Here is a 21,864-nt window from a genome sequence, read left to right on the forward strand (position 1 = left end):
CCGGCGCGCGCCGGCGTGCCCGCCAAAGCCGGCAAGCCGGGCGGGGGCGCCGGGGCGGCCCCGGCGGCGACCGAGGCTCAGGTGCCGGACATGTCGCTCGGCCGGCGCATGACCGACACCTGGCGCAACTGGAGCCGCGAGATGTGGGACGACATGCGCCAGCTGATCCGGGTGCGCACCGTGGACACGCCGGACGCGCTGATGTTGTCGCCGGGCGAATCGTATTTCGTGCGCGAGAACCTGAAGCTGCGCCTGCTGAACGCGCGCCTGGCCCTGCTGTCGCGCAACGAAGGCACCTTCCGCGACGACCTCACCAGCGCCCAGCAGACCCTGGCGCGCTACTTCGACACCAAGGCGCGCTCGACCCAGACGGCGCTGGCGCTGCTGCGCCAAGTCCAGGCCAACAACGTCACCATCGAGGTGCCGGACCTGTCGGAGAGCCTGAACGCCGTGCGCAACTACAAATCGAAACCGTGAGGAGCTGACGATGCGCCTGCTTCTCTGGTTAGTCGCCCTGATGGCGACGGCGATCGGCATCGCCGTGACCGCCCGCTTCAACCCCGGCAACGTGGTGTTCTTCTACCCGCCGCACCGGATCGACCTGTCGCTGAACCTGTTCGTGGTGCTGGCGGCGCTGCTGTTCCTGGTGCTGTACCTGCTGGCGCGGGCGGTGCGCGCCACCCTCGGCATGCCCGAGCGGGTGGCCGAATACCGCCTGCGCAAGCGTGAGCGCGAGGCCAACCGCGGCCTGCGCGAAGCCTTGAAGGCGCTGTTCGAGGGCCGCTTCGGCCACGCCGAGAAGGCCGCGAAGCGCGCCGCCGAACTGCCCGACAACGCCGGCCTGGCGGCCCTGATCGGCGCCCGCGCCGCGCACCGCATGCGCGAGCCGGCCCGGCGCGACGCCTGGCTGGCCGGCACCGTGCACGACCAGTCGCTGAAGACCGCGCGCCTGATGACGGTCACCGAGCTGCTGGTCGACGAGCACAAGCCGGAAGGCGCGCTCGAAGCCGTGCTCGAACTGAACGCCAGCGGCCAGCGCCACATCCACGCCCTGCAGTGGGCGATGAAGGCCAACCAGCAGGCCCGCAACTGGCCCGAGGTGCTGCGCCTGGTGCGCACCCTGGACAAGCGCAACGCCCTGCATCCGGCCTTGTCGAACCGGTTGCGCGAGATGGCCTACGAGGCCCTGCTGTCGGAAGGCGGGCACGATGCGGAGTCGCTGCGCCGCCTGTGGTCGACGGTACCGAACGCGGATCGCTGCAAGCCGTATATCGCGGCCCGCGCCGCCACCGCCTTCAACGCCCGCGGCCTGCACGACGAAGCCCGCGTGATCGTCGAGGACGCCCTGAAGGCCGAGTGGGACGAGCGCGTGGTGCGGGCCTACCGCGAAGCCGCCGGTCCCGAGGGTTCGGCCACGCTGCTGGCCCAGATCGAGAAGTGCGAAGCCTGGCTGCGCGCGCATCCGGGCGACGCCGAGCTGGCCCTGACCCTGGGCGCGCTATGCCTGCGCCAGAAGCTGTGGGGCAAGGCCCAGCGCTACCTGGAACAAGCGCTGCTCGATGCGAGCAATCCGGACCACGTGCGCGAAGCCCACTTGAAGCTGGCCCAGCTGCACGAAGCCCTCGGCCAGCAGGAAGAGGCGAACCGCCATTTCCGCCAGTGCGCGCTGGCAGCGGTGCTCTGAGGCAGATACCGGTGGGCTTGTGCGGCGCACAAGTCCAGGCCGATTCGCTATAATGGCCCCCTTTATTATCCCTAAAGCAACCAAGCAAGCAAGGACAAACCCATGAGCCTGAATAACGTCAACGCCGGCCGCGACGTGCCGAACGATTTCAACGTCGTCATCGAGATCCCGATGAATGGCGATCCGGTCAAATACGAAGTGGACAAGGAATCCGGCGCGATCTTCGTCGACCGCTTCATGGGCACCGCCATGCACTATCCGTGCAACTACGGCTACGTCCCGAACACCATCGCCGACGACGGCGACCCCTGCGACGTGCTGGTGATCACCCCGTTCCCGCTGATCCCGGGCGTGGTCGTGCGCTGCCGCGCGCTGGGCGTGCTGAAGATGACCGACGAAGCCGGCGGCGACTCGAAGGTCCTGGCCGTGCCGGTCGAGAAACTGGCCCCGCTGTACGCCAACATCAAGACCCACGAGGACGTGCCGGAACTGACCCTGCGCCAGATCCAGCACTTCTTCGAGCACTACAAGGACCTGGAAAAGGGCAAGTGGGTCAAGGTCGAGGGCTGGGCAGGTCCGGACGCGGCCAAGGAAGAAATCGTCAACGGCGTGAAGAGCTACGAAGGCCAGCAGAAGTAAGCGCTGCGCCGCGCACGCGACGCGGACGTGGGAAGGGCCGGCACCCGAGGGTGGCCGGCCTTTTTTTATATCACCACCCTATATCCTGAAGCAGCGGAAAAGTCAGGTCGCGCGGCGGTTTCACCGCGTGGGTCAGGTCGTCGTTGATGAAGGGCTCCATCAGCTGGTTCGACTTGGCGTCGGTGGTGTAGTGCGATACCGACGAGCCGGGCGAGTAGATGCTCGGCGTGTACAGCAGGATCCGGCCCTGGGGGTCGGTGCCGGCCAGCCGGTTCGGGTCCACGCCCAGGCTGGCGATCACGCCCGACTGGGTGCGCGAGCGGCGCTGCAGGCTGGCCTTGATCGCCACCCCGCTGGCCTGGGTGATGCGCGCCGACGGGATGGCGATGGCCGGATCGTTGCCGCTCATGCCGGTAACGTCGCCCGGCTGGTTGTCGGCCACCACCATGCCGATCGCGCCGGCGGCCTGCACGTTGCGGGCCTTGGTGATGAAGTCGCAGCTGCCGCGGTCGACCAGGGCGACGTTGCCGCGCACGGCCAGCGCATTCGGCGCGTTGAGCGGATCGCAGGCCAGGCCGGTGCCGTCGGCCTGGTCGACCACCGGCATCAGCTGGCCGCTCACCGGCGGATTCGACAGCGGCGGGCCGAAGGAGGCGTCGCCGACCTCGTAGTTGCCGGCGGCCTGGCCGGCCGCCCCGCCCGAGATCGCCAGGTTCGACATCGGCGCCAGCACCTGCGGCACGGCGGCGGTCACGCGTGCGCCGTTCCAGGACAGCCCGCGCCAGGTCACGGCCGACTGCGCGCGCTCGGCGGGCGTGCTCTCGACCCAAGTGCGATTGGTGTGGTTGTTCAGCAGGTAGTAGTCCCAGATCGCAGGGGTGTTCTGGATCTGTTCGCCGGTCTCTTCGTCGGTGAAGGACTGGAAGCCCAGGCCGTGCGCGAATTCGTGCAGCAGCACGGTGACGAGGTCGATCTGGGCGCCGGCGTTGCGGTCCAGGCCGAGATAGAAACCGCTGCCGGGCAGGCAATCCGGGAACAGGCCCAGGCGCGAATTGAAGCTGGCGCTCATGTGCGGCGCGCCCGGGGTGCCGACGATGTCCTCGCCGGCCAGCTTGCTGGCCAGCGCGCCCGGGTACCAGGTGTTGGCACGCGGGGCGTTCGGGAAGTTCGACCAGATCTCGGCGGTCGTGGCGGAGCCCAGCACGGCGCTGTTCGCGCTGCAGGACAGCGGCACGAAGGCGGCGCCGATGCGGATCGTGACGCTGCTGTCGAGGGTCGCCCCCCAGCTATCGGCGGCGTACTGGAAGGCGTACAGGCGCTGCTGGCCGAGCGTGGTGCCGGGGTTGCCGCCGACCGGCGCGACGGGGGTCGGGTCGTTGAAGCCGACGCCGGCCGCGTTCTGGTTGAGGATCACGATGTTGGCGGCGGCATGGGCGCTGGTCATGGCGCCCAGAGCCATCGCCAGGACCAGGGCGACGGTGGCGACGCCGACCGCGGCGGCCTGCTGCAGGCGCGGATGGCCGCTGGACTTGCCGGCCGCGCTGTTGCTTGCGCTGTCGCTTGCGCAGTCGGTGGCGCAATCGCTTGATCGATCAGTGGGCTTCATGGCCGTCCTCCTTCTGCTCGGTGTTGGCGGGATGCCGCAGGGCTTCCTCGGCGGCGGCTTCGCCCTGCACGCACTGGCTGGACAGTTTGCCGTCGGCGCCGCGGGTGACGACTTCATACACCTGCGATTTCGCGCCCAGGCGCACGCCGCGCGCGCCGTCGCGCCGCGACAGCGTGCTGCTCTCCTGCGGGACGCCGGCCATGGCGGCGGCCGACGCCGGCGTCCTGGCGCGCAGCGCGCGCAGCTCTTCCGGCGTCGGAGCGCGCAGCTTGCCGGTTTCGGGATCGCGCGCGATCACCATGCCTTCCTGTCCGGGTTTGTTTTCTTTGCCTTGTGCCTTGGCGTGCATGCTCAGCGAGGCCAGCACGCACAGCGCGGCCAGCATGGTCAGGGTCATCATCTTTTGCTTGGACATGGCTTCCTCCGATCAGGCTTGATGTTTGCGGCGGCGCAGGCCGACCAGGCCGAAGCCCGCCCCCAGCATTGCCCAGGTGGATGGCTCCGGTACCGCCGTCACCACCCTGACCGAATCCAGGCCGACATAGTTCAAGGTATCGGCGGGGCCGAAGTAGCGGAACGCGAAACGGCCGCTGCCGCTGGCCTCCAGGATGGCGCTGAATTCCTCCCAGTCGGTCGGGTAGCCGCCCGTGCCGCCGAGGGTGGTGAGCACGGTGGTGAAGCCGGCCGGGTCCAGGCCCGAACCGGACGAGAAGCGCACCTCGAGCATGTCGTTGAAGCCGGGCGTGGCGTCGTGGCGGGTGAAGAAGCTGAGCACCGTGGTGCCGGATAGGTTGAGGGTCGGGGTGATCAGCCAGTTGTCGACCGTGCCGCTGCCGTTGGCGGCGCCGAGGAAGTTGACGGCGGCGTAAGCATCGGCGGCGCCGGACTGGGCGGCGAACAGTTCAGGATTGCCCTGGAACCAGCCGTCGCCTGCCGGCACGCTGTGGTTGACCTGGGCCCATCCGTTCAGGCCGCTGACACTGCCGAATCCTTCGTTGAGTACCTCGACGCCGCCGGCTTGCGCGGCCGGGGCGCCGAGCGTGGCCAGCGAGAACGCCGCTGCCGCAATCATGCTGTTGACGGGTTTCATGGGAAGCCCTTTCTTGTAAGCCAGTAGGATGGTGAACCGCTCGCGCTGGCTGGTCGACGAGGCCATGCTGAGTCCATCTTATGGTCGAGCTGACAATGGGAATTGATATTCAGCTAAGGTGCGGGCTCGACTTGGGAAGTACCGCCGTGCTGGCCGGCCAGGGGCGTTTTGCGCACCCGGCGGAAGGGGAAGGGAGGGAAAAACCGGCGCCAAGGAAGAGCTGTGCCTCGGCGCCGTGAAGATCAGCCGGCCGATCGCCGCGCCAGATAGCGCCGCAGCCTCAGCCTGCCGACGATGCCGATCGGAAAGAAGTAAATCGAGAGGATGAACAGCACGCCCAGCCACAGCATCCAGCGGTCCGGATGCACGGCCGCGGCCAGCATCGGCATGCCGGAAAGTAGCCCGGCGGCCTGGCCCATCAGGGCTTTCAGGTAGTTCTGCGCCAGGATGAACAAGGCGGCGCCGACCACCGCGCCGTACATCGTGCCCATGCCCCCGATCACGACGATCAGCAGGATGTCGGTCATGACCTCGAAGCCGAGCGAGGTCTTGGGGCCGACGTAGCGCAGCCACAGGGCCATCAGCGCGCCGGCCAGGGCGGCCACGACGGCGGCCAGCACATTGGCCCAGATGCGGTAGACCACGGTGCGGTAGCCCAGCGCCTCGGCGCGGAACTCGTTCTCGCGGATCGCCTGCAGCACCCGGCCGAACGGCGAATTTACCAGGCGCAGCAGGAACAGGAACAACAGGAGGCAGCCGAAGAACACGATGTAGTAGGTGATCAGCTTGCCGTCGATCGCGCGTCCGAACACCTCGTTCTCGACCAGGCTGAAGCCCGGCGACAACAGTTCCGGCACGCTGAAGGTGCGGCCGTCCTCGCCGCCCGTGAAGTCGGACAGCTGGGACGCCAGCACCGCGAACGAGGACGCCACGGCGAGGGTGATCATGGCGTAGAAGATGGCGCGCACGCGCAGCGCGAACAGGCCGATCACGAAGGCCAGTACGATCGTCAGCAGCAGTGCCAGGCCGAGGCCGGCCAGGGCCACGCTCCAGGTCGGCTCGTCGACACTGGCCAGGGCGATGCCGATGCCGTAGGCGCCGATGCCGTAGAACATCGTGTGGGCGAAGGAGACGATGCCGGTATAGCCCAGCAGCAGGTCGTAGGAGGCCACCAGCACGATGTAGACGCAGATGGTTGCCGCGGTATTCAAGGGGCGGGCGCCGGAAAACAGGAAGGGCGCCAGCAGCAGCCCGGCCAGGATCAGGAGCAGCAGGGCGCTCAGCACGCGGCTGCGCGGCAGGTCACCCGAAAAGAGTTTGATCAGCATGCTCAGCCTCGCGACTTTGAATACAGGCCGGCCGGACGCCACAGCAGGATGGCGATCATCAGCACGATATTGGACACCAGCGCCAGCTTGGGCGCGAGGAAGCCGGCGTAGTTGGCCAGCAGGGCCATCAGCAGTGCGCCGATGAAGCAGCCGCCCACCGAGCCCAGGCCGCCGATGATGACGACGATGAAGACCATCACCATGATCTCGCTGCCCATGCTGGCGACCAGGGTTTCCTTGTACAGGCCCCACATCACGCCGCCCAGGCCGGCCAGGCTTGATCCGGCCGCGAACACGCCGACGAACAGGCGGCGGATCCGGTAGCCGAGCGCTTCGACCATCTCGCCGTTCTCGACGCCGGCGCGGATCAGGAGGCCGATCTTGGTGCGGTTGAGAAGCAGGAACATGACGGCGAACACGAGCAGGCCGACCGCGACCGCCAGCAGGCGGTATTTCTCGATCGCGGCATCACCCAGGAAGATCGCCCCGCGCAGCGTGGCGGGCAGCGGCAGCGGAATCTGTTCGGCGCCCCAGATCACGTTGATCAGTTGTTCGGACACGATCATGCCGCCCATGGTGACCAGGATCTGCTTCAGGTGCTGGCCGTAGACCGGCATGATGACGATGCGCTCGAAGGCCCAGCCCAGCAGGGCCGTGACCAGCATCGCCACCAGCACCGCCAGGCCCAGCACGCCGAGGTTGGCCGGCAGCGAATCGGCTTCCAGCCAGCCGCGCATCGGCAGCAGCACCAGCGTGGCGGAGAAGGCGCCGACCGAGACGAAGGCGCCGTGGCCGAAGTTCAGCACGCTCATCAGGCCGAACACGAGGGTCAGGCCGCTCGCCATGATGAAGATCATCATGCCCATCGCGAGGCCGGCGACGCTCAAGGTAATCCAGGTTGGCATCGAGACGAAAGGCAGCACGGCCAGGGCCAGCGCCGGCACCAGCAGCAGCGGCGCGGGGTCGCGCTTCGCGGCCGGCAGCGGGGTGTCGGCCTGGGCTTGCGCTTTTTGCTCGGTAATGGGGATCGTTGCGCTCATTGGTGGCTCATTGATGAGAGTCCAGGGAAAGGCCGAGCAGGCGCTGCTGCAGCGTCGCGTCGCCCGCCAGCTCGTGCATCAGGCCGGCGTGGACGACGCGGCCGTCGTCCATCACGCTGGCGCTGTCGCCGAGGGTCCGGACAAAATTGAAATTCTGCTCGACCAGCAGGATGGTGGTGTTGGTGTCCTTCAGTTCGCGGAAGGCCATCATCAGGCTCTGGACGATGGCCGGGGCCAGGCCCTTGGTCGGTTCGTCCACCAGCAGCAGTTTCCTCGGCTCGACGATCGCGCGGGCGATCGCCACCATCTGCTTCTGGCCGCCGGACAGGTTGCCGGCCGGGGTGTTCCAGAATTTCCTCAGGGCCGGGAAGAAGCCGCAGATCCAGTCGACCCTGGCCTGGTCCAGCGGACCGTTGCGCGCGGCCAGGTACAGGTTCTCGCGCACCGTCAGTTCCGAAAACACGGCCATGCTTTCGGGCACGTAGGCGATCCCGGCGCGCGCGATGTCGGGCGTGGACAGCTTGGTGATGTCGCGGCCGTCGAACATGATGCTGCCGGCGCTGGCCTTCCACAGGCCCATGATGGTGCGCAGGGTCGTGGTCTTGCCGGCGCCGTTGCGGCCCAGCAGGACCGCCAGGCCGCCGCGCGGCACCACCAGATCGACGCCCTGCAGGATGTGGTACTGGCCGATGTGGGTGTGGACGCCGGACAGGGTCAATATCGGCTCATGCATAGGATCAGACAACTTCGGGAGTTCCAAGATAGGCTTCCTGTACGATTTTCAATTGCATGACCTCGCGCGGTTCGCCGTCCGCGACCAGGGTGCCGTTGTGCAGCACGATGATGCGGTCGGCCAGCGAGCGCACCACGTCCATCTTGTGCTCGACCAGCAGCACGGTCTTGTTGCGCTCGGCCTTGACCTGGTGGATCAGGTCGAGCACCACCGGCACCTCGTCCACGCTCATGCCGGCGGTCGGTTCGTCGAACATCAGGATCTCCGGTTCGAGGGCGAGCAGGATCGCCACCTCGAGCTTGCGCTGGTCGCCGTGGGGCAGGGTGCCGACGTGGACGTCGCGTTTGGCGGTCATCGACACGCGCTCCAGGTAATGCTCGGCGCGGGCGATGATCTCCTTGTGGCCGAACCACACCGAGAACATGTTCAGGCCGATGCCGGCGCGGCTCTGCACCGCCAGGCGCACGTTCTCCAGCACCGTCAAATGCGGGAACAGGTTGGTGAGCTGGAACGCGCGCCCTACGCCCAGGCGGGTGCGCTGCGCGGCCTTGAGGCGGGTGACGTCGCGGCCCGCCACGTGCACGCTGCCGGAGGTCGCCGCCAGCTGGCCCGAGACCAGGTTGAAATACGTGGTCTTGCCGGCGCCGTTGGGACCGACGATCACGGTCAGGGTGCCCGGGTAGAATTCGGCCGTGACCCCGTTCACCGCGACGTGGCCGCCGAAGCGGATGCTCAGGTCGCGGGTGGCGAGGGAGGCTTGCACGTGTTGTTCGCTGGCCGTCATTGCATTGGTCACTTAGCGCTTGTTCCGCACCGGCAGCGGCAGCTCGGTGGCCGGGATTTCCCGCACCAGTTCCAGCAGGTCCCATTCGTTCTTCTGGTCCTTCTTGATGCGGAAGTGGTACATCGGCTGCAGGGCCTGGTGGTCTTCCTTGCGGAAGCTCATGGTGCCCTTCGGCGTCTCGAAGGACATGCCTTCCATCGCCGCCGCCATCTGGTCGCCGTTCGCGTTCGGCACCTTCGACAGCGCCGCGACAACCGCGCCGGCCGCCGCCATGCCGCCCGCCGTGAACATGTCGGGCGGGGCCTTGAAGCGCTTGGTATGCTCGGCCACCAGCCAGTCGTTCATCTTGTTCTTCGGGAAGCCGTAGTAATAATAAATGGTGCCCTCGGTGCCGGCATAGGCCTTCCAGGTCTTCATCACCGGCAGGATGTTGCCGCCCGGGGCCAGCGTGATGCCGTAGCGCTCCGGCTTCATGTCGGCGATCTTGTTCAGCGGGTTCGGGCCGGCCCAGACGATCGCCAGCACGCGCGGCTGCGGCTTGTCCTTCAGGGCGTCGAAGATGCGCTGGGTGGGCGCGGTGAAGTCGGTCGCGGCGGCCGGCGCGTATTCCTCGTGCACGACCTTGGCCTTACTGCCGGTGGCCGCCAGCGCTTCCTTGCCGGCCTTGATGGCGTCGCGGCCGAAGGCGTAGTCCTGGGCCAGGAAGGCCACGCTGCCGCTCTTCAGGGTCGAGGCGGCGGCGAGGGCGTCCTGCATCGAGCTGCGCGCGGTGCGGAAGATGTACTTGTTCCACTTGGCACCGGTAATCTCGTCGGCCACGGCCGGCTCGACGATCAGCACCTTCTTGTATTCCTTCGCCACCGGCAGCATCGCCAGCGCCGAGCCGGACGAGGTGGTGCCGACCGCGATGTCGACCTTGTCGTCGCCATAGGCTTCGGCGAGGAGCGTCCGGCCGAGGTCCGGCTTGCCCTGGTCGTCCTTGACGATCACCTTGATCTTGCGGCCGTTGATTTCCATCTTCCCGCCGGTCAGGTATTCGAGGCCCATCATGAAACCGGTCTCGGTCTCCTTGGCATAGGCTTCCAGGGCGCCGGTCTTGCCGGCAATGAGGGCGACCTTCAGGTCGGGGGCGGCCAGGGCGCTGCCGCCCGCGGTGGCGATGAAGGCTGCCAGCAGGGCGGAACTGATGGGCTTGATCATGGGCTTGATGGTCTTCATGTGGTCTCCTCGTGTTTCTACTCGTTTTTTTCAGGGCACGGTCGCCAGGAAGCTGGCGATCGCATCGAGCGCCGCCGGCTCGGTCAGCATCGGCGCATGGCCCACGTTCGGCACCTCGACGTACTGCATGTCGGGGGCCGCGCGCCGCATCCAGTCGGCCTGGCGCGCTTCCAGCAGGTCGGACAGCTCGCCGCGCACCAGCAGGACGGGGCGCTGCTTCGCCAGCCGGCGGAAGGCCATCCGCGCCGCCAGGGATGTTGGACGGAGTTTACCTGTTTGTAGTGCAATGGCAATGTTTGGATCGTAGCGCGGGGCCAGCCGGCCTTCGCCATCCTGCTCGAAGGCGCGGCGCGCCCATTTGCGCCAGTCCTCGTCGGAGTTGTCGGGGAAGGCGCACAGGTTGATGTCCCTGACGACGTCGGCGGCGGCGTCCCAGGAGCCGAGCGCCGCCGCCTTGCCGGCGTAGCCCGCGATGCGCGCCAGGCCTTTTTCGGACAGTACCGGGCCGATGTCGTTGAGGACCGCGGCGGCGACCAGGTCGAGGTGCTGCGCCGCCAGCGTCATGGTGATCAGGCCGCCCATCGAGGTGCCGACGAAGACGGCGCGGCCGATGCCGAGATCGGCCATCAGCCGGGCGACGTCGCCGGCGTAGACGGCCGGGTTGTAGTTGTCGGGATTCGGGTCGCGTTCGGAATGGCCGCGTCCGCGGACGTCGAGTGCCAGCACGCGCCGGCCCAGGCCGGCGACGATCGGCGCGAATTCGTCGAAGTCGGACGAATTGCGCGTCAGCCCGTGGATGCAGATGACCGGCAGGCGTGCGGGTATCGGCATACCCGCGGGCGCGCCCGCCGGAGCGCCGGCCGCATAGTCGCGCGCGTACAGGCGCAGGCCGTCGTCGCTGGTGAAGCTGAGTTCAGTGTAGTTGGACATGTCGCCCCGTTTTGATTGCGTTTATTCGCCGTGCATAGCGCGTGCGAAAAGGCGCCCGGCAGGCGCCCACGGGGCGCCTTTGGTCATCGGACAGGGGTCAGAACTTCACGTCGAGGGTCGCGCGGATCGTGCGTGGATCGCCGTAGAAGGTGGTGACCGAATTGAAGAAGGTCGAGAAGTTGTAGCCTGCCACCTTGTAACGCTTGTCGAGCAGGTTGCGGCCATGCAGACCGACCTGGTATTTGCGGTCGGTGCTGGTCCACACCAGGCCCGCATCCCAGAGTCCATAGCCGCCCTGGGCCAGCATCAGGTTGCCGGGGATCGTCACGTCCAGGGTGGGGACGCCGGTCGGGCGAGCGACCTCGGTCTGGTAGACCTTGCTCTTGTAGGCGACGCTGTTGGTGAGGCTCAGCGTGCCGGCACGGCCCATCAGCGCGAGCGGCCAGTCGTAGTTCACGCTCAGGTTGGCGGCGTTCTTCGGCGTGTTCTGGAACTCGGTGCTGCCCGCGATGTTCACCAGGCCGGTGCCGGTGGCGTTCGAGACCATCCATTCCTTGTACTTGGCATCGATGTGGCTGTACATGGCGCTCAGGCTGAGCGAATTGGTCAGGTAGGCGATCGCTTCCAGTTCGAGGCCGGAGATCTTGGCCTTGCCGGCGTTCGTCAAGGTGCCGGCAAAGCCGTTCACGTTGCCATTCGCGTCATAGGTTGCGATCGATCCGGGAATCTGGACGTTCTTGTAGTCGGTATAGAAGACCGCGGCATTGGTCTGCAGCCGGCCGCCGTTCATCGACGACTTCAGGCCCAGTTCGATGGAGCTGACTTCTTCCGGATCGACGCCCTTGCGCTTGGCCAGCGACGTCGTGCTGGTCGGCTTTCCGCCCAGGTCCATGCGCGGGTCGAACATGCCGCCCTTGAAACCCTTGGACCAGGTGGCGTAGACGTTGTGTTCCGGCGCGATCTTCCAGCCCAGGCCGACCTTGGGCGTGAACTTCTTGTCGGTGCGCGCCAGCTGGTCCTTGCCGAGGTCGGTGTTCGGCACCCCCGCCATGATGGCGTTCGGGTTGCCCATGACGGACGACCCGGCCAGGCCGAGGTAGGTCGCCTTGAAGATGCGCGCGCGCCGCTCGTCATTGGTGTAGCGGCCGCCGAGGCTGATATTGAAGGCATCGGTCAGGCTGTAGCTGGCGTCGGCGTAGCCGGCCCAGGTCCTGGTGTCGATGTCGTCGTAGGTCAGCAGGGACAGGCCGCCGGCCGCGTTGTACAGCACGTCGAACTTGTTGAACGCATTCGCCTTCATGTAGTACACGCCGGCCACGCCCTGCAGCTTCGAGCCGGTGTAGGTCAGCTGGAATTCCTGGCTTTTCTGGTTGTCGGCGTAGATGCTCGGCGCTTCGAACAGCGGCGTTTCCAGCGAGTCGAAGTCGATCGGCGCATACGAATGCGACTTGCGGATCGCGCTGATCGACTTGAAGGACAGGGTCGGGTCGAGCGTGTACTCCAGCAGCAGCGAAGTGCCCTGGTTGATCACCTCCTGCTTGTGGCCGCTGACCGAGTACAGGTTAGCGCGCGTATCGTAGTCGCCGGCCAGCGGCTGGACGTTGGCCGGTGCGGGGCCCGGGGTCAGGCGGTAGCCGGCCCGCGGTTCCGAGTCGTCGACCGTGCGGTCGGCAGCGAAACGCACGAACAGGTCGCTGTTCGGCGTCAGCTCGACGCTGACGCGAGCCGCCTGCACGTCCTTGTTGTAGTTGTCCTTGCCGTTGAGGACGTTGTGGCCGAAGCCGTTGCGGTTGAAGGTGGCGACCGTGCCGCCGACACGCAGGATGTCGGAGACCGGCGTGCTGGCCTTGAGGACGAGGTCCTTTTCGCCGTAGTTGCCGAGGGTTGCCTTGGCCTCCAGCATGGTTTTCGGCGCCAGCTTGCGGGTCACGTACTTGACCGCGCCGCCGATGGTGTTGCGGCCGTACAAGGTGCCCTGCGGTCCGCGCAGCACTTCGATGCGCTCGAGGTCGTAGATGTCGGTCAGCGCGCCTTGCGGGCGGGCCAGGTAGACGTCGTCGAGGTAGATGCCGACGCCCTGCTCATAGCCGGCAACCGGATCCTGCTGGCCAATGCCGCGGATAAAGGCCGTCAGGGTGGTATTCGTGCCGCGCGAGGTCTTCAGCGTGGTGTTCGGCACTTTGTCGGTCAGGACGGTGATGTCGGGGATGGCCTGCTTCTCGAGCTCGGCGCCGGAGATCGCGGTCACCGCGCCCGGTACGTCCTGGATCAGCTCGGCGCGGCGGCGCGCCGTCACGACGACCTTGTTGATGTCGCCGGCGGCGGTGGCGGTAGCAGTGGACGCCGTGTCCGCGCCTTCCTGGGAATGGGCCACACCCATCGAACCGCCATAGATCGCCAGCAGGACGGCGGTGGAGATGGCGGAACGGTTCAGTAGCTTCACTTTCTTTTCGGTAAGACGCATTGTAAGTCTCCTAATATTTATGGATAGCAGCATGCGTTCAGGTCTCGCACGCCGTGGAGTGTGCCTTGCTTGCGTCTGGCTGAATAGATAACAAATAGCTCAACAGTTGTGCAGAAATGCACAGCCTGTGCACCGCAACGGTGCGCTGAGGCGATTTGGCCCCTTAATTCGGGCTGTTTCGTGGCCAGATCAATTTCAGGCAAGAAAAATTGCCTGAGGAATGTGCACTGGTGCACAATATCTGTTGTTGATATCAGACAATCATCATATGAATAGCCTGCCCGAGTGGACCGACCTGCGTTTCTTCCTCGAACTGGCGCGCGCCGGGACGCTCTCGGGCGCTTCGCGGCGGCTGGAGGTCGAGCACACGACCGTGGCGCGGCGCATCGACCGCCTCGAGAGCCAGCTCGGCACGACCCTGTTCGACCGCTCGCGCGAAGGCTACGAGCTGACCGAGATGGGGCATGCGCTGCTGCCGCATGCGGAGGCGATGGAAGGCGCGTCGCTGGCCGCGGTCGAGCAGCTGAGCGGGACCGAGGTCGGGGCCCAGGGCGTGGTGCGGCTCGGCGTGCCGGACGTGTTCGGGGTGAGGGTGGTGGCGCCGCTGCTGGTGAAACTGCTCGACACGCACCCGGACCTGTCGATCGAAATGCTGTCGCTGGCGCGCTTCGCCAACCTGGCCAACCGCGAGGCCGACCTCGGGGTCATGCTGGACCCGCCGGCGACCGGCCGCTACGTGGTCACGCGCCTGGCCACCTTCCGCTTCTACCTGTACGGCTCCCCCGATTATCTGGCCCGGCATCCGCCGATCCGCACCCATGCGGACCTGGAGCGCCACGACTTCGTCGACTACGTGCAGGACCGCCTGGCCAGCCGCGAGCTGTCCTACCTGAACGAACTCGGCTTCACGCCGCGCCGGCGCTTCTGCTCCCTCGGCATGGGAGCGCAGGTCGAGGCGGCGGCGCTGGGCATGGGCCTCATGATGGCGCCGCCGTATGCGGTTCCGGACGACGGCCGGCTGGTGCCGGTACTGCCGGGCTTCTACGCCGAGCGCTCGTTCTGGCTGGCCGCGCCGACCGACCTGTACCGCCTGCGCCGGGTAAAGGTGGTCTGGGACCTGCTGCGCGAGCTGGCCGACAACAATCCCTCGCTGTGGTGGGAAAAGAGCGATATCGGGCGGGCGGCGTGATCCTGGTCCGTCCCTATGCCGAGGCGGACCGCGACGTCGTCAACGCGGTCGCGCGCGCGGCGTTCGCGCAGTATTCCCGGGATTACGCGGACTGGCCGGGCTTCATCGACGGCATCGGCAGGATGGCCGAGCTGGCGGCGCACGCCGATGTACTGGTGGCGGAGCACGATGGCGCGATCGCCGGCGCGGTCGCGCATGTCGGCCCGGGCCGGCCGAGGGCGGCGTTTTTCCCGGACGGGTGGTCGGTGATCCGCATGCTGGTGGTCGATCCGCGCCAACGCGGGCGGGGGGCCGGGCGCGCGCTGGTGGCGGGATGCTTGCGGCTTGCCCGCGACGCGGGAGCACCGGCCGTCGGCCTGCATACGAGTCCGGTCATGGCGTCGGCCTTGCGCATGTACGAGGCGCTCGGCTTCGTGCGCGACAAGGACCTGCCGCCCATCCGCGGCGTGCCTTATGGACGCTATGTGCTGGCTGCAGCGGACCTTCCACGGGCAATCGGCTTGTCGGGATAGACAGCTCGCCTGCCGGGCGCCGCTTCGCATGGTGGTGCGCGTTATACTCCTGCATCGACCAATTGCGTATTGACAGTCATGCCGGATAGCCAGCCCACGCCCTTGCCGGATCATCGCCGTGTCGCCCGCGCGCTCGCCGTGGCAGGGTCACTGATCGTCGCCCTCACATTGGCGCTGGCGGGCCTGCTGTATTCCAGCTACCACAGCACGATCGAACGCGAGCAGACCAGCCTGCGCAACCTGGCGACCGCCTATGCCGCCCAGGCCTACTATGCGATGCTGGCGCTGGACACGGCCCTGGCGCGCGGCGCCGACGCCACCAGCATACCCGCCGCCACCGGCGTCGGCCAGCATATCCCGGCCCGTATCTACTTTCTCGGACCGGATGGCGAGCCGCGTCAAGCCGCTTCCGCCGTGCGCCCCGGGAGCGATGCGCCGGTCGCGGTGCCGGCATCGGACAGTCCGCCGCAGGTCGCCCTCGGCCCTCCCGGCGGAAGCGGCGGACACGCCACGATCACGCTGGCACACGCGCTGCCGGCACGGGGCGAAAGCGGGGGCGGAAGCATCGTCATCGAGACCGATGTCGCGTATTTCCAGCGCATCTTCGCCTCGTCCGACCTCGGCAGCGGCGGTTCGGTCACCCTGCTGCGGCGCGACGGCATCATGCTGGTGCGCAGCCCCACGTTGCCGGACGCGATCGGCCGCTCGTTCCTGGACACGCCGCTGTTCCAGGGCCACCTGCCGCGCGCGCCGGTCGGGGTCATCGAGGCCGACAGCCCGATCGACGGCACGCGCCGCCTGTACGGCTACAGCGCGGTCGCCGACTATCCGCTGGTGATCATCACCGGGCGCGACCTGGCCGATACGCTGGCGGTCTGGCGCTGGTGGCTGTGGGTCGGTGCGCTGGCGTGGGCACTGCTGTCGATTACGCTGGCGCTGCTGGCCTGGCGGATCGGGCGCGAAACCGCGCGCCAGGCGGCCCTGATCGCGCGCCTGGAAACCAGCGAGAACCGCCTGACCCACAGTTTCCGCTACCTGAATTCGATTCTCGACAGCCTCGCCACGCCGCTCTGGGTGCTCGACGCGCAGCGCCGCATCGTCCTGTTCAACAAGGCATTCCAGAAGTTCACCGGCAAGCGCGGCGAAGAACTGGACGGGCGGCCCGAAGCGGAAGTGCTGGACCCGCAGGGCGCCGAGGCGCGCGGACGGCTGTACGCCGCGGTGGCCACCGACGGCGTGCATACCCGGGAGGCCGAAGTGCGCGACGGCGCAGGCGAGATGCGGACCGCGCTCCACCTTGCCGCCCGCCTCGAAAGCGAAAACCATGCGGCGCAGATCGTCAACAGCCTGGCCGACATTACGGAGCGCAAGCAGGTCGAACTGCGCCTCGCCTGGCTGGCCGACTTCGATCCCCTGACCGGGCTGCCCAACCAGAACCATCTGCGCCGCACGCTGAGCGAAGCGATCGAGCACGCGGTGGCGAACGGCGGGCAGGTGGTGCTGATCCTGGTCGCCCTCGAACGCCTGCAGGAAGTGGCCGACCTGCTGGGCCATGAGGCCGGCGACGAGGCGGTGCGCCAGGTCGCCGCGCGCCTGCGACGCCTGGCGCCGCAAGCCATGTCGCCGTCGCGCGTCAAGGCCAACGAGTTCGGACTGCTGCTGACGGCTGCCCCGACTCACCGCCCGGTCGACGACTTCGCGTTCGAACTGCATGCCCTTTTGTCGGAACCGGTGCGCGTGTGCGAGCGGGAATTCCACCTGCAGCCCGTCATCGGGATCGCGGCGTATCCGCAGGATGCGGGCTCGGTCAACGAATTGATGCGCCTGGCCGACATCGCCAAGCACCGTGCGCGCGGCGACAGCGGCGAGCCCGTGCATTTCCATTCCGACGCCATCCACATCCAGCTCAACGAACGGCTGTCGATCGAGGAGCAGCTGCGCCGCGCCCTGGAACGCGGCGAACTGAGCCTGGTGTATCAGCCCAAGGTGCATATCGCAAGCGGGCGCATTACCGGATTCGAGGTCTTGCTGCGCTGGCATAACCCGCTGCTCGGCCACGTTTCGCCGGCGCGCTTCATCCCGATCGCGGAACAGACCGGGTTGATCCTCCCGATCGGCAACTGGGTCTTGCGCACCGCCTGCGAACACGCGAGCGCCTGGCGGCGCGAGCATGGCATCCAGCCCAAAGTGGCCGTCAACCTGTCGATCCGGCAGTTCTACCAGAAAGACCTGGTGCGCTCGATCGAGGATGCGCTGGCCGGCGCCGGTCTCGCGCCGGACGCGCTGGAGCTGGAGATCACGGAAAGCATCGCCATGAGCCGCATGGATGTCGTCGAGCGCTTGCTGGCGGGCATCCGCGAGCTTGGCGTCGAGCTGTCGATCGACGACTTCGGCACCGGCTATTCGAGCCTGGCCTACCTGAAAAGCTTCCCGGTGCAGTGCCTGAAGATCGACCGCGCCTTCATCCGCGACCTGGGACGGGATGCCGACAGCGCGGCGATCGTGCATTCGATCGTGGCGCTCGGCCATGGCCTGAACATGCGTATCGTTGCCGAAGGCGTGGAAACCGAGATCCAGCTGGCGATGCTGCGCGAACTCGGCTGCGACGAGTTCCAGGGCTTCCTGTTCGCGCGTCCGCTCGACGCGGCGGCGGTGCCGGCGCTGCTGGGCGCCAGGCCGGCCCGCGCCCTTGAAACACCCGCCTCTCCTTGACCTGCTGATGTTTCAAGCGTGCGGGCCCGATCCGCGCACTCGCTTATACTAAGGCTTGTAGCAAAAAAAACAACTACAACCATACCAATCCATATTCGGACTTGATCCGCGTTTGCAATGGCCCCGCCATTTTCCAGAGCGTCTGTCCTCGTCATCAAGCTTGCCCTGCTGGCATTCGTCGGCGTGGTCGTGGCGGCGGTGGCGGCGGCGCGCTGGGAGATGACGCCACGTAACGGCATCCTGGAACCGGTCAAGCAGCCGATCGCCTTTAGTCACAAGCACCACGTCGGCGATGACGGCATCGACTGCCGCTACTGCCATACCTCGGTCGAAAAGTCGGGCTTTGCCGGCATGCCATCGACCGGCATCTGCCTCAGCTGCCACTCGCAGCTGTTCCTCGATTCCCCCGCACTGGCGCCGCTGCACGAGAGCGCGCGCAGCGGCCGCCCGATCCACTGGGTGCGGGTGCACGACCTGCCGGACTTCGTCTATTTCGAGCACGACATCCACGTCAACAAGGGCGTGGCCTGCGTCGAATGCCATGGCCGGGTGGACCAGATGCCGCTGACCTGGCGCACCGCCTCGCTCGAGATGCAGTGGTGCCTGGGCTGCCACCGCAACGCGCCGCAGCACATCCGGCCGCTCAGCAAGGTGCTGTCGATGACGCCGCAGCGGCCGCTGAGTCCCGAGGAAGTGCGCCAGCTGACCCGGCTTTACCACCTGCGCGACGCCAACGCGCTGACCAACTGTTCCACCTGTCACCGATGAATCGACCTGGCCATCCCCTTATTCCGATCCATGGCGAGGACGAGCCGTCGCGGCGCCGCTTCCTGAAGCTGATGGCGGCGTCCGCGGCGCTGGCCGGCGCGGGCTGCAGCGGCCCGCCGCCCGAGGCCATCGTGCCTTATGTGCGCATGCCGGAGCAGGACGTGCCCGGGCTGCCGCTGTTCTACGCCAGCGCCTTCGTGCGGCGCGGCTTTGCACACGGGGTGCTGGTCGAGACCAATATGGGGCGCCCGACCAAGGTCGAGGGCAATCCCGAGCATCCGGTGTCCGCCGGGACCACCGACGTGTTCACCCAGGCCTCGATCCTGCAGATGTGGGACCCGGACCGCTCGCAGACGGTGCAGCAGGGCACGGAGCTGTCGACCTGGGAGGCCTTCGAGGCGGCCTTCGAGGCGCGCCGTCCGCATTTCGCGCGCGACGGCGGGGCCGGCCTGCGCATCCTGACCGGCAGCGTCACCTCGCCGACGCTGGCGGCGCAGCTGGCCGCGCTGCAGCGAAAGTATCCGGCGACGCGCTGGCATGCCTGGGATCCGCTGCACGACGACGGCGCCGCAGCGGCGGCCACGCTGGCCTTCGGGCGCCCGCTGGATGCGCTGGTCCGCCTCGACCGGGTCGCGGTGCTGCTGACCCTGGACGCCGACCTGTTCGGCGCCGAAGGCTCGCACGGCGCCAGCCTGGCACATGCGCGCGCCTTCACCGCGCCGCGCCGCCTCGGCGCGAACGTGGCGGCGAACCGCCTGTACGCGATGGAATCGACGCCGACCCTCACCGGCGCCTATGCCGACGAGCGCCTGGCGCGCGCGCCGCACGAGATCGAGGCGGCCCTGTGGCGTATCGCGGGCATGCTGGGCGCGGCGCCGGGCGGCGGCATCGCGCCCGATGCTGCCGCATCGCGTTGGGAAGCGGCGCTGGCGAAGGCCTTGCGCGACGCGCGCGGCCGCGCGCTGGTGGTGGCGGGACCGACCTTGAGCCCGGCCAGCCGCGCGCTGGCCCACCTGCTCAACCAGCGCCTGGGTGCGCAGGACGGCGCGGTCGCCTACATCGAGCCGGTGGCGTCCAGCGCGCCCGGGCACGCGGCGGCGCTGGCCGAACTGGCCGCCGACATGCAGGCGGGCCGGGTCGATACCCTGCTGATGCTGGACACCAACCCGGTGTACGCGGCGCCGCCCGCGCTGGGCTTCGCGCAGGCCCTGCGGCGCGTGCCCCTGAGCATGCACCTCGGCCTGTACCGTGACGAGACCGCACGCGAAGCCGGCTGGCACCTGCCGCTGGCGCACTGCTACGAGGCCTGGAGCGATGCCCGCGCCGCCGACGGCACCGCCAGCATCGTGCAGCCGATGATCGCGCCGCTGTACGGCGGACGCTCCATCCATGCGCTGCTGGCGCTGGCGCTGGGGGAGGGCAGCCGCGACGCCCACGCGCTGGTGCGCGCGACCTGGCAGGCCGCGCTGCCCGGCCAGGGCGACAAGCAGTTCGAGGACGCCTGGCGCGAAGCCCTGCGCCGCGGCCTGGTGGCGGACAGCGCCGCCGCGCCCGTGTCCGTGCGGGAGGTGCCGCCGCCGACTGCGCCGGCGCTGGCCGCGCCGCCGCTGGTGGCCAGGTTCGCGCCCGATCCGTCCGTCGATGGCGGCGAGTTCTGCAACAACGCCTGGCTGCAGGAGCTGCCGCGGCCCCTGACTTCGCTCACCTGGGACAACGCGGCCCTGGTCGGCCCGGCCACCGCCAAAGGTGCCGGCCTGCTCGATGGCGATGTGGTCCGCCTGGAAGTGGACGGACGCACGCTGGAAGCGCCGGTGCTGGTGCTGGACGAACAGGCCGAGGGCGCGGTCACGCTGCCGCTCGGCTACGGCCGCAGTGGCGCCGGCTCGGTCGGCAACGGCGTCGGCTTCAACGCCTACCGCCTGCGGCCCTCGGCCGTGCCGGGGCAAGCGGTGCCGCTGCGGATGACCGCGACCGGCCGCCGCCACGAACTGGTCTTGCGCCAGCGCGAGGTCGACATGCACGGGCGCGATCCGGTCAAGGTGACCGAAGTCAGCCGGCCGGTGCCGGCGAAGAGTCCCGAAGAGGAGCAGGGCGGCAAGACCTCGCTGTACCCCGAACGACGCTACGACGACTACAAATGGGGCATGGCGATCGACCTGAACGCCTGCATCGGCTGCGCCGCCTGCACCGTCGCCTGCCAGGCCGAGAACAACATCCCGGTGGTCGGCAAGGAGGAGGTGATGCGCGGCCGCAGCATGCACTGGATCCGGGTCGACCGCTACCGCGCCGGCAAACGTACCCTGTTCCAGCCGGTGCCCTGCATGCACTGCGAGCATGCGCCCTGCGAGGAAGTGTGCCCGGTCGGCGCCACCGTCCACGACGACGAAGGCCTGAACGTGCAGGTCTACAACCGCTGCATCGGCACGCGCTTCTGCTCCAACAACTGCCCGTACAAGGTTCGCCGCTTCAACTTCCTGCAGTACTCGAACCAGAAGCTGGAAAGCCTGAAGGCACTGCAGAACCCGGAAGTGACGGTGCGCCGGCGCGGGGTAATGGAGAAGTGCAGCTACTGCCTGCAGCGCATCACGCGTGCCCGCATCGACGCCGAAAAGCAGGGCCGCCGCATCGCCGACGGCGAGGTCGTGACGGCCTGCCAGGCGGCCTGCCCGACGGCGGCGATCCACTTCGGCGACCTCAACGATCCGAACAGCGCCGTGGTCGCGGCCAAGGCCTCGAAGCTCGACTACGTGCTGCTCGAGGAGCTGAACACCCGGCCGCGCACCAGCTATGCGGCGCGCGTCGTCAACCCCGATCCGGAGCTGGGATGAACGTGCCGCCGCCTTCCCCCGACACCGCGGTCCAGTCGCCACGCTCCCGCAACATCCCGGAGCTGCGGGCTGGCTGGGGCTATGCCGACGTCAGCGACAAGATCGCCGGCATCGTGCTGTCCGGCCGCTTCGGTTGGAAGTGGTGGACGGCCTTCCTCGTCACCTGTGGCGGCGTGCTGGCGCTGCTGGTCGCGGTCAGCTGGTTGCTGGTGAAGGGCATCGGCATCTGGGGCGTCGACATTCCGGTGGCCTGGGGTTTCGCGATCGGGAACTTCGTCTGGTGGATCGGGATCGGCCACGCCGGCACCTTCATCTCGGCCGTGCTGCTGCTGCTGCGCC

General features: G+C 67.9%; 18 protein-coding genes and 1 pseudogene. 9 read left to right on the forward strand and 10 right to left on the reverse strand.

Annotated features, from left to right (window positions below; translation table 11 throughout):
* The 3 genes from ACI48D_RS07540 to ppa form a co-directional block, all read left to right on the forward strand.
* Positions 1-477: uroporphyrinogen-III C-methyltransferase (locus tag ACI48D_RS07540; protein ID WP_435570608.1), on the forward strand; the 477-nt coding region annotated here is incomplete at its 5' end.
* A 10-nt stretch (positions 478-487) separates the two neighbouring features.
* The gene (locus ACI48D_RS07545) at positions 488-1,684 is read left to right on the forward strand and encodes a heme biosynthesis protein HemY (RefSeq protein ID WP_435570609.1); all 1,197 of its coding nucleotides are present in this window, start codon (positions 488-490) and stop codon (positions 1,682-1,684) included.
* Between the two features lie 102 nt (positions 1,685-1,786).
* Positions 1,787-2,323 (forward strand): inorganic diphosphatase, encoded by a 537-nt coding sequence (gene ppa, locus ACI48D_RS07550; RefSeq protein WP_435570610.1) that lies wholly within the window; start codon positions 1,787-1,789, stop codon positions 2,321-2,323.
* Positions 2,324-2,393: 70 nt separating this feature from the next.
* Here the strand turns inward: ppa and ACI48D_RS07555 are convergent, their stop codons facing one another.
* The 10 genes from ACI48D_RS07555 to ACI48D_RS07600 all read right to left on the reverse strand — a co-directional run bounded on the left by ACI48D_RS07555 (position 2,394) and on the right by ACI48D_RS07600 (position 13,516).
* Positions 2,394-3,929: a PA domain-containing protein gene (locus tag ACI48D_RS07555; protein WP_435570611.1), complete on the reverse strand. Its 1,536-nt coding sequence runs from the start codon at positions 3,927-3,929 to the stop codon at positions 2,394-2,396.
* Positions 3,916-4,344: a post-PEP-CTERM-1 domain-containing protein gene (locus ACI48D_RS07560; RefSeq protein ID WP_435570612.1), complete on the reverse strand. Its 429-nt coding sequence runs from the start codon at positions 4,342-4,344 to the stop codon at positions 3,916-3,918. The genes ACI48D_RS07555 and ACI48D_RS07560 overlap by 14 nt, the downstream gene beginning before the upstream one ends.
* 12 nt (positions 4,345-4,356) lie before the next feature.
* Positions 4,357-5,019 carry a choice-of-anchor J domain-containing protein gene (locus ACI48D_RS07565; protein ID WP_435570613.1) on the reverse strand — a complete coding sequence of 221 codons (663 nt, stop codon included), beginning with the start codon at positions 5,017-5,019 and terminating at the stop codon, positions 4,357-4,359.
* 242 nt (positions 5,020-5,261) lie between these two features.
* Complete coding sequence (locus ACI48D_RS07570) at positions 5,262-6,347, reverse strand: branched-chain amino acid ABC transporter permease (RefSeq protein ID WP_435570614.1); 1,086 nt, start codon at positions 6,345-6,347, stop codon at positions 5,262-5,264.
* A 2-nt stretch (positions 6,348-6,349) separates the two neighbouring features.
* Complete coding sequence (locus ACI48D_RS07575; protein WP_435570615.1) at positions 6,350-7,387, reverse strand: branched-chain amino acid ABC transporter permease; 1,038 nt, start codon at positions 7,385-7,387, stop codon at positions 6,350-6,352.
* 7 nt (positions 7,388-7,394) lie between these two features.
* Positions 7,395-8,120: an ABC transporter ATP-binding protein gene (locus ACI48D_RS07580; RefSeq protein WP_435570624.1), complete on the reverse strand. Its 726-nt coding sequence runs from the start codon at positions 8,118-8,120 to the stop codon at positions 7,395-7,397.
* A 4-nt stretch (positions 8,121-8,124) separates the two neighbouring features.
* Positions 8,125-8,904: an ABC transporter ATP-binding protein gene (locus ACI48D_RS07585; protein WP_435570625.1), complete on the reverse strand. Its 780-nt coding sequence runs from the start codon at positions 8,902-8,904 to the stop codon at positions 8,125-8,127.
* A 12-nt stretch (positions 8,905-8,916) separates the two neighbouring features.
* On the reverse strand, positions 8,917-10,122 hold the full coding sequence (locus ACI48D_RS07590) for a substrate-binding domain-containing protein (RefSeq protein WP_435570616.1): 1,206 nt from the start codon (positions 10,120-10,122) through the stop codon (positions 8,917-8,919).
* Positions 10,123-10,152: 30 nt separating this feature from the next.
* Positions 10,153-11,052 carry an alpha/beta fold hydrolase gene (locus tag ACI48D_RS07595; protein WP_435570617.1) on the reverse strand — a complete coding sequence of 300 codons (900 nt, stop codon included), beginning with the start codon at positions 11,050-11,052 and terminating at the stop codon, positions 10,153-10,155.
* A gap of 97 nt (positions 11,053-11,149) precedes the next feature.
* Positions 11,150-13,516 (reverse strand): TonB-dependent receptor, encoded by a 2,367-nt coding sequence (locus ACI48D_RS07600; protein ID WP_435570618.1) that lies wholly within the window; start codon positions 13,514-13,516, stop codon positions 11,150-11,152.
* Positions 13,517-13,784: 268 nt separating this feature from the next.
* On the opposite strand from ACI48D_RS07600, the gene ACI48D_RS07605 reads away from it, so the two are divergent.
* The 6 genes and pseudogenes from ACI48D_RS07605 to ACI48D_RS07630 form a co-directional block, all read left to right on the forward strand.
* Positions 13,785-14,705, forward strand: a complete 921-nt coding sequence (locus ACI48D_RS07605; protein WP_435570619.1) for a LysR family transcriptional regulator — start codon at positions 13,785-13,787, stop codon at positions 14,703-14,705.
* Entirely contained in the window at positions 14,672-15,217 is a 546-nt protein-coding gene (locus ACI48D_RS07610) for a GNAT family N-acetyltransferase (protein ID WP_435570620.1), read from the forward strand. The genes ACI48D_RS07605 and ACI48D_RS07610 overlap by 34 nt, the downstream gene beginning before the upstream one ends.
* A gap of 78 nt (positions 15,218-15,295) precedes the next feature.
* Complete coding sequence (locus tag ACI48D_RS07615) at positions 15,296-17,929, forward strand: EAL domain-containing protein (protein WP_435570621.1); 2,634 nt, start codon at positions 15,296-15,298, stop codon at positions 17,927-17,929.
* A 117-nt stretch (positions 17,930-18,046) separates the two neighbouring features.
* Complete coding sequence (locus ACI48D_RS07620) at positions 18,047-18,697, forward strand: cytochrome c3 family protein (RefSeq protein ID WP_435570622.1); 651 nt, start codon at positions 18,047-18,049, stop codon at positions 18,695-18,697.
* A complete protein-coding gene (locus ACI48D_RS07625) occupies positions 18,694-21,525 on the forward strand; it encodes a 4Fe-4S dicluster domain-containing protein (RefSeq protein ID WP_435570623.1) in 2,832 nt (943 codons plus the stop codon). The genes ACI48D_RS07620 and ACI48D_RS07625 overlap by 4 nt, the downstream gene beginning before the upstream one ends.
* Positions 21,522-21,864 (forward strand): annotated as a pseudogene (locus ACI48D_RS07630) (hypothetical protein); the annotation flags it as partial. The gene ACI48D_RS07625 and the pseudogene ACI48D_RS07630, both read left to right, overlap by 4 nt.

This window comes from Massilia sp. LXY-6 (assembly GCF_051233485.1).
In the GTDB taxonomy this organism is placed as follows: domain Bacteria; phylum Pseudomonadota; class Gammaproteobacteria; order Burkholderiales; family Burkholderiaceae_D; genus Telluria.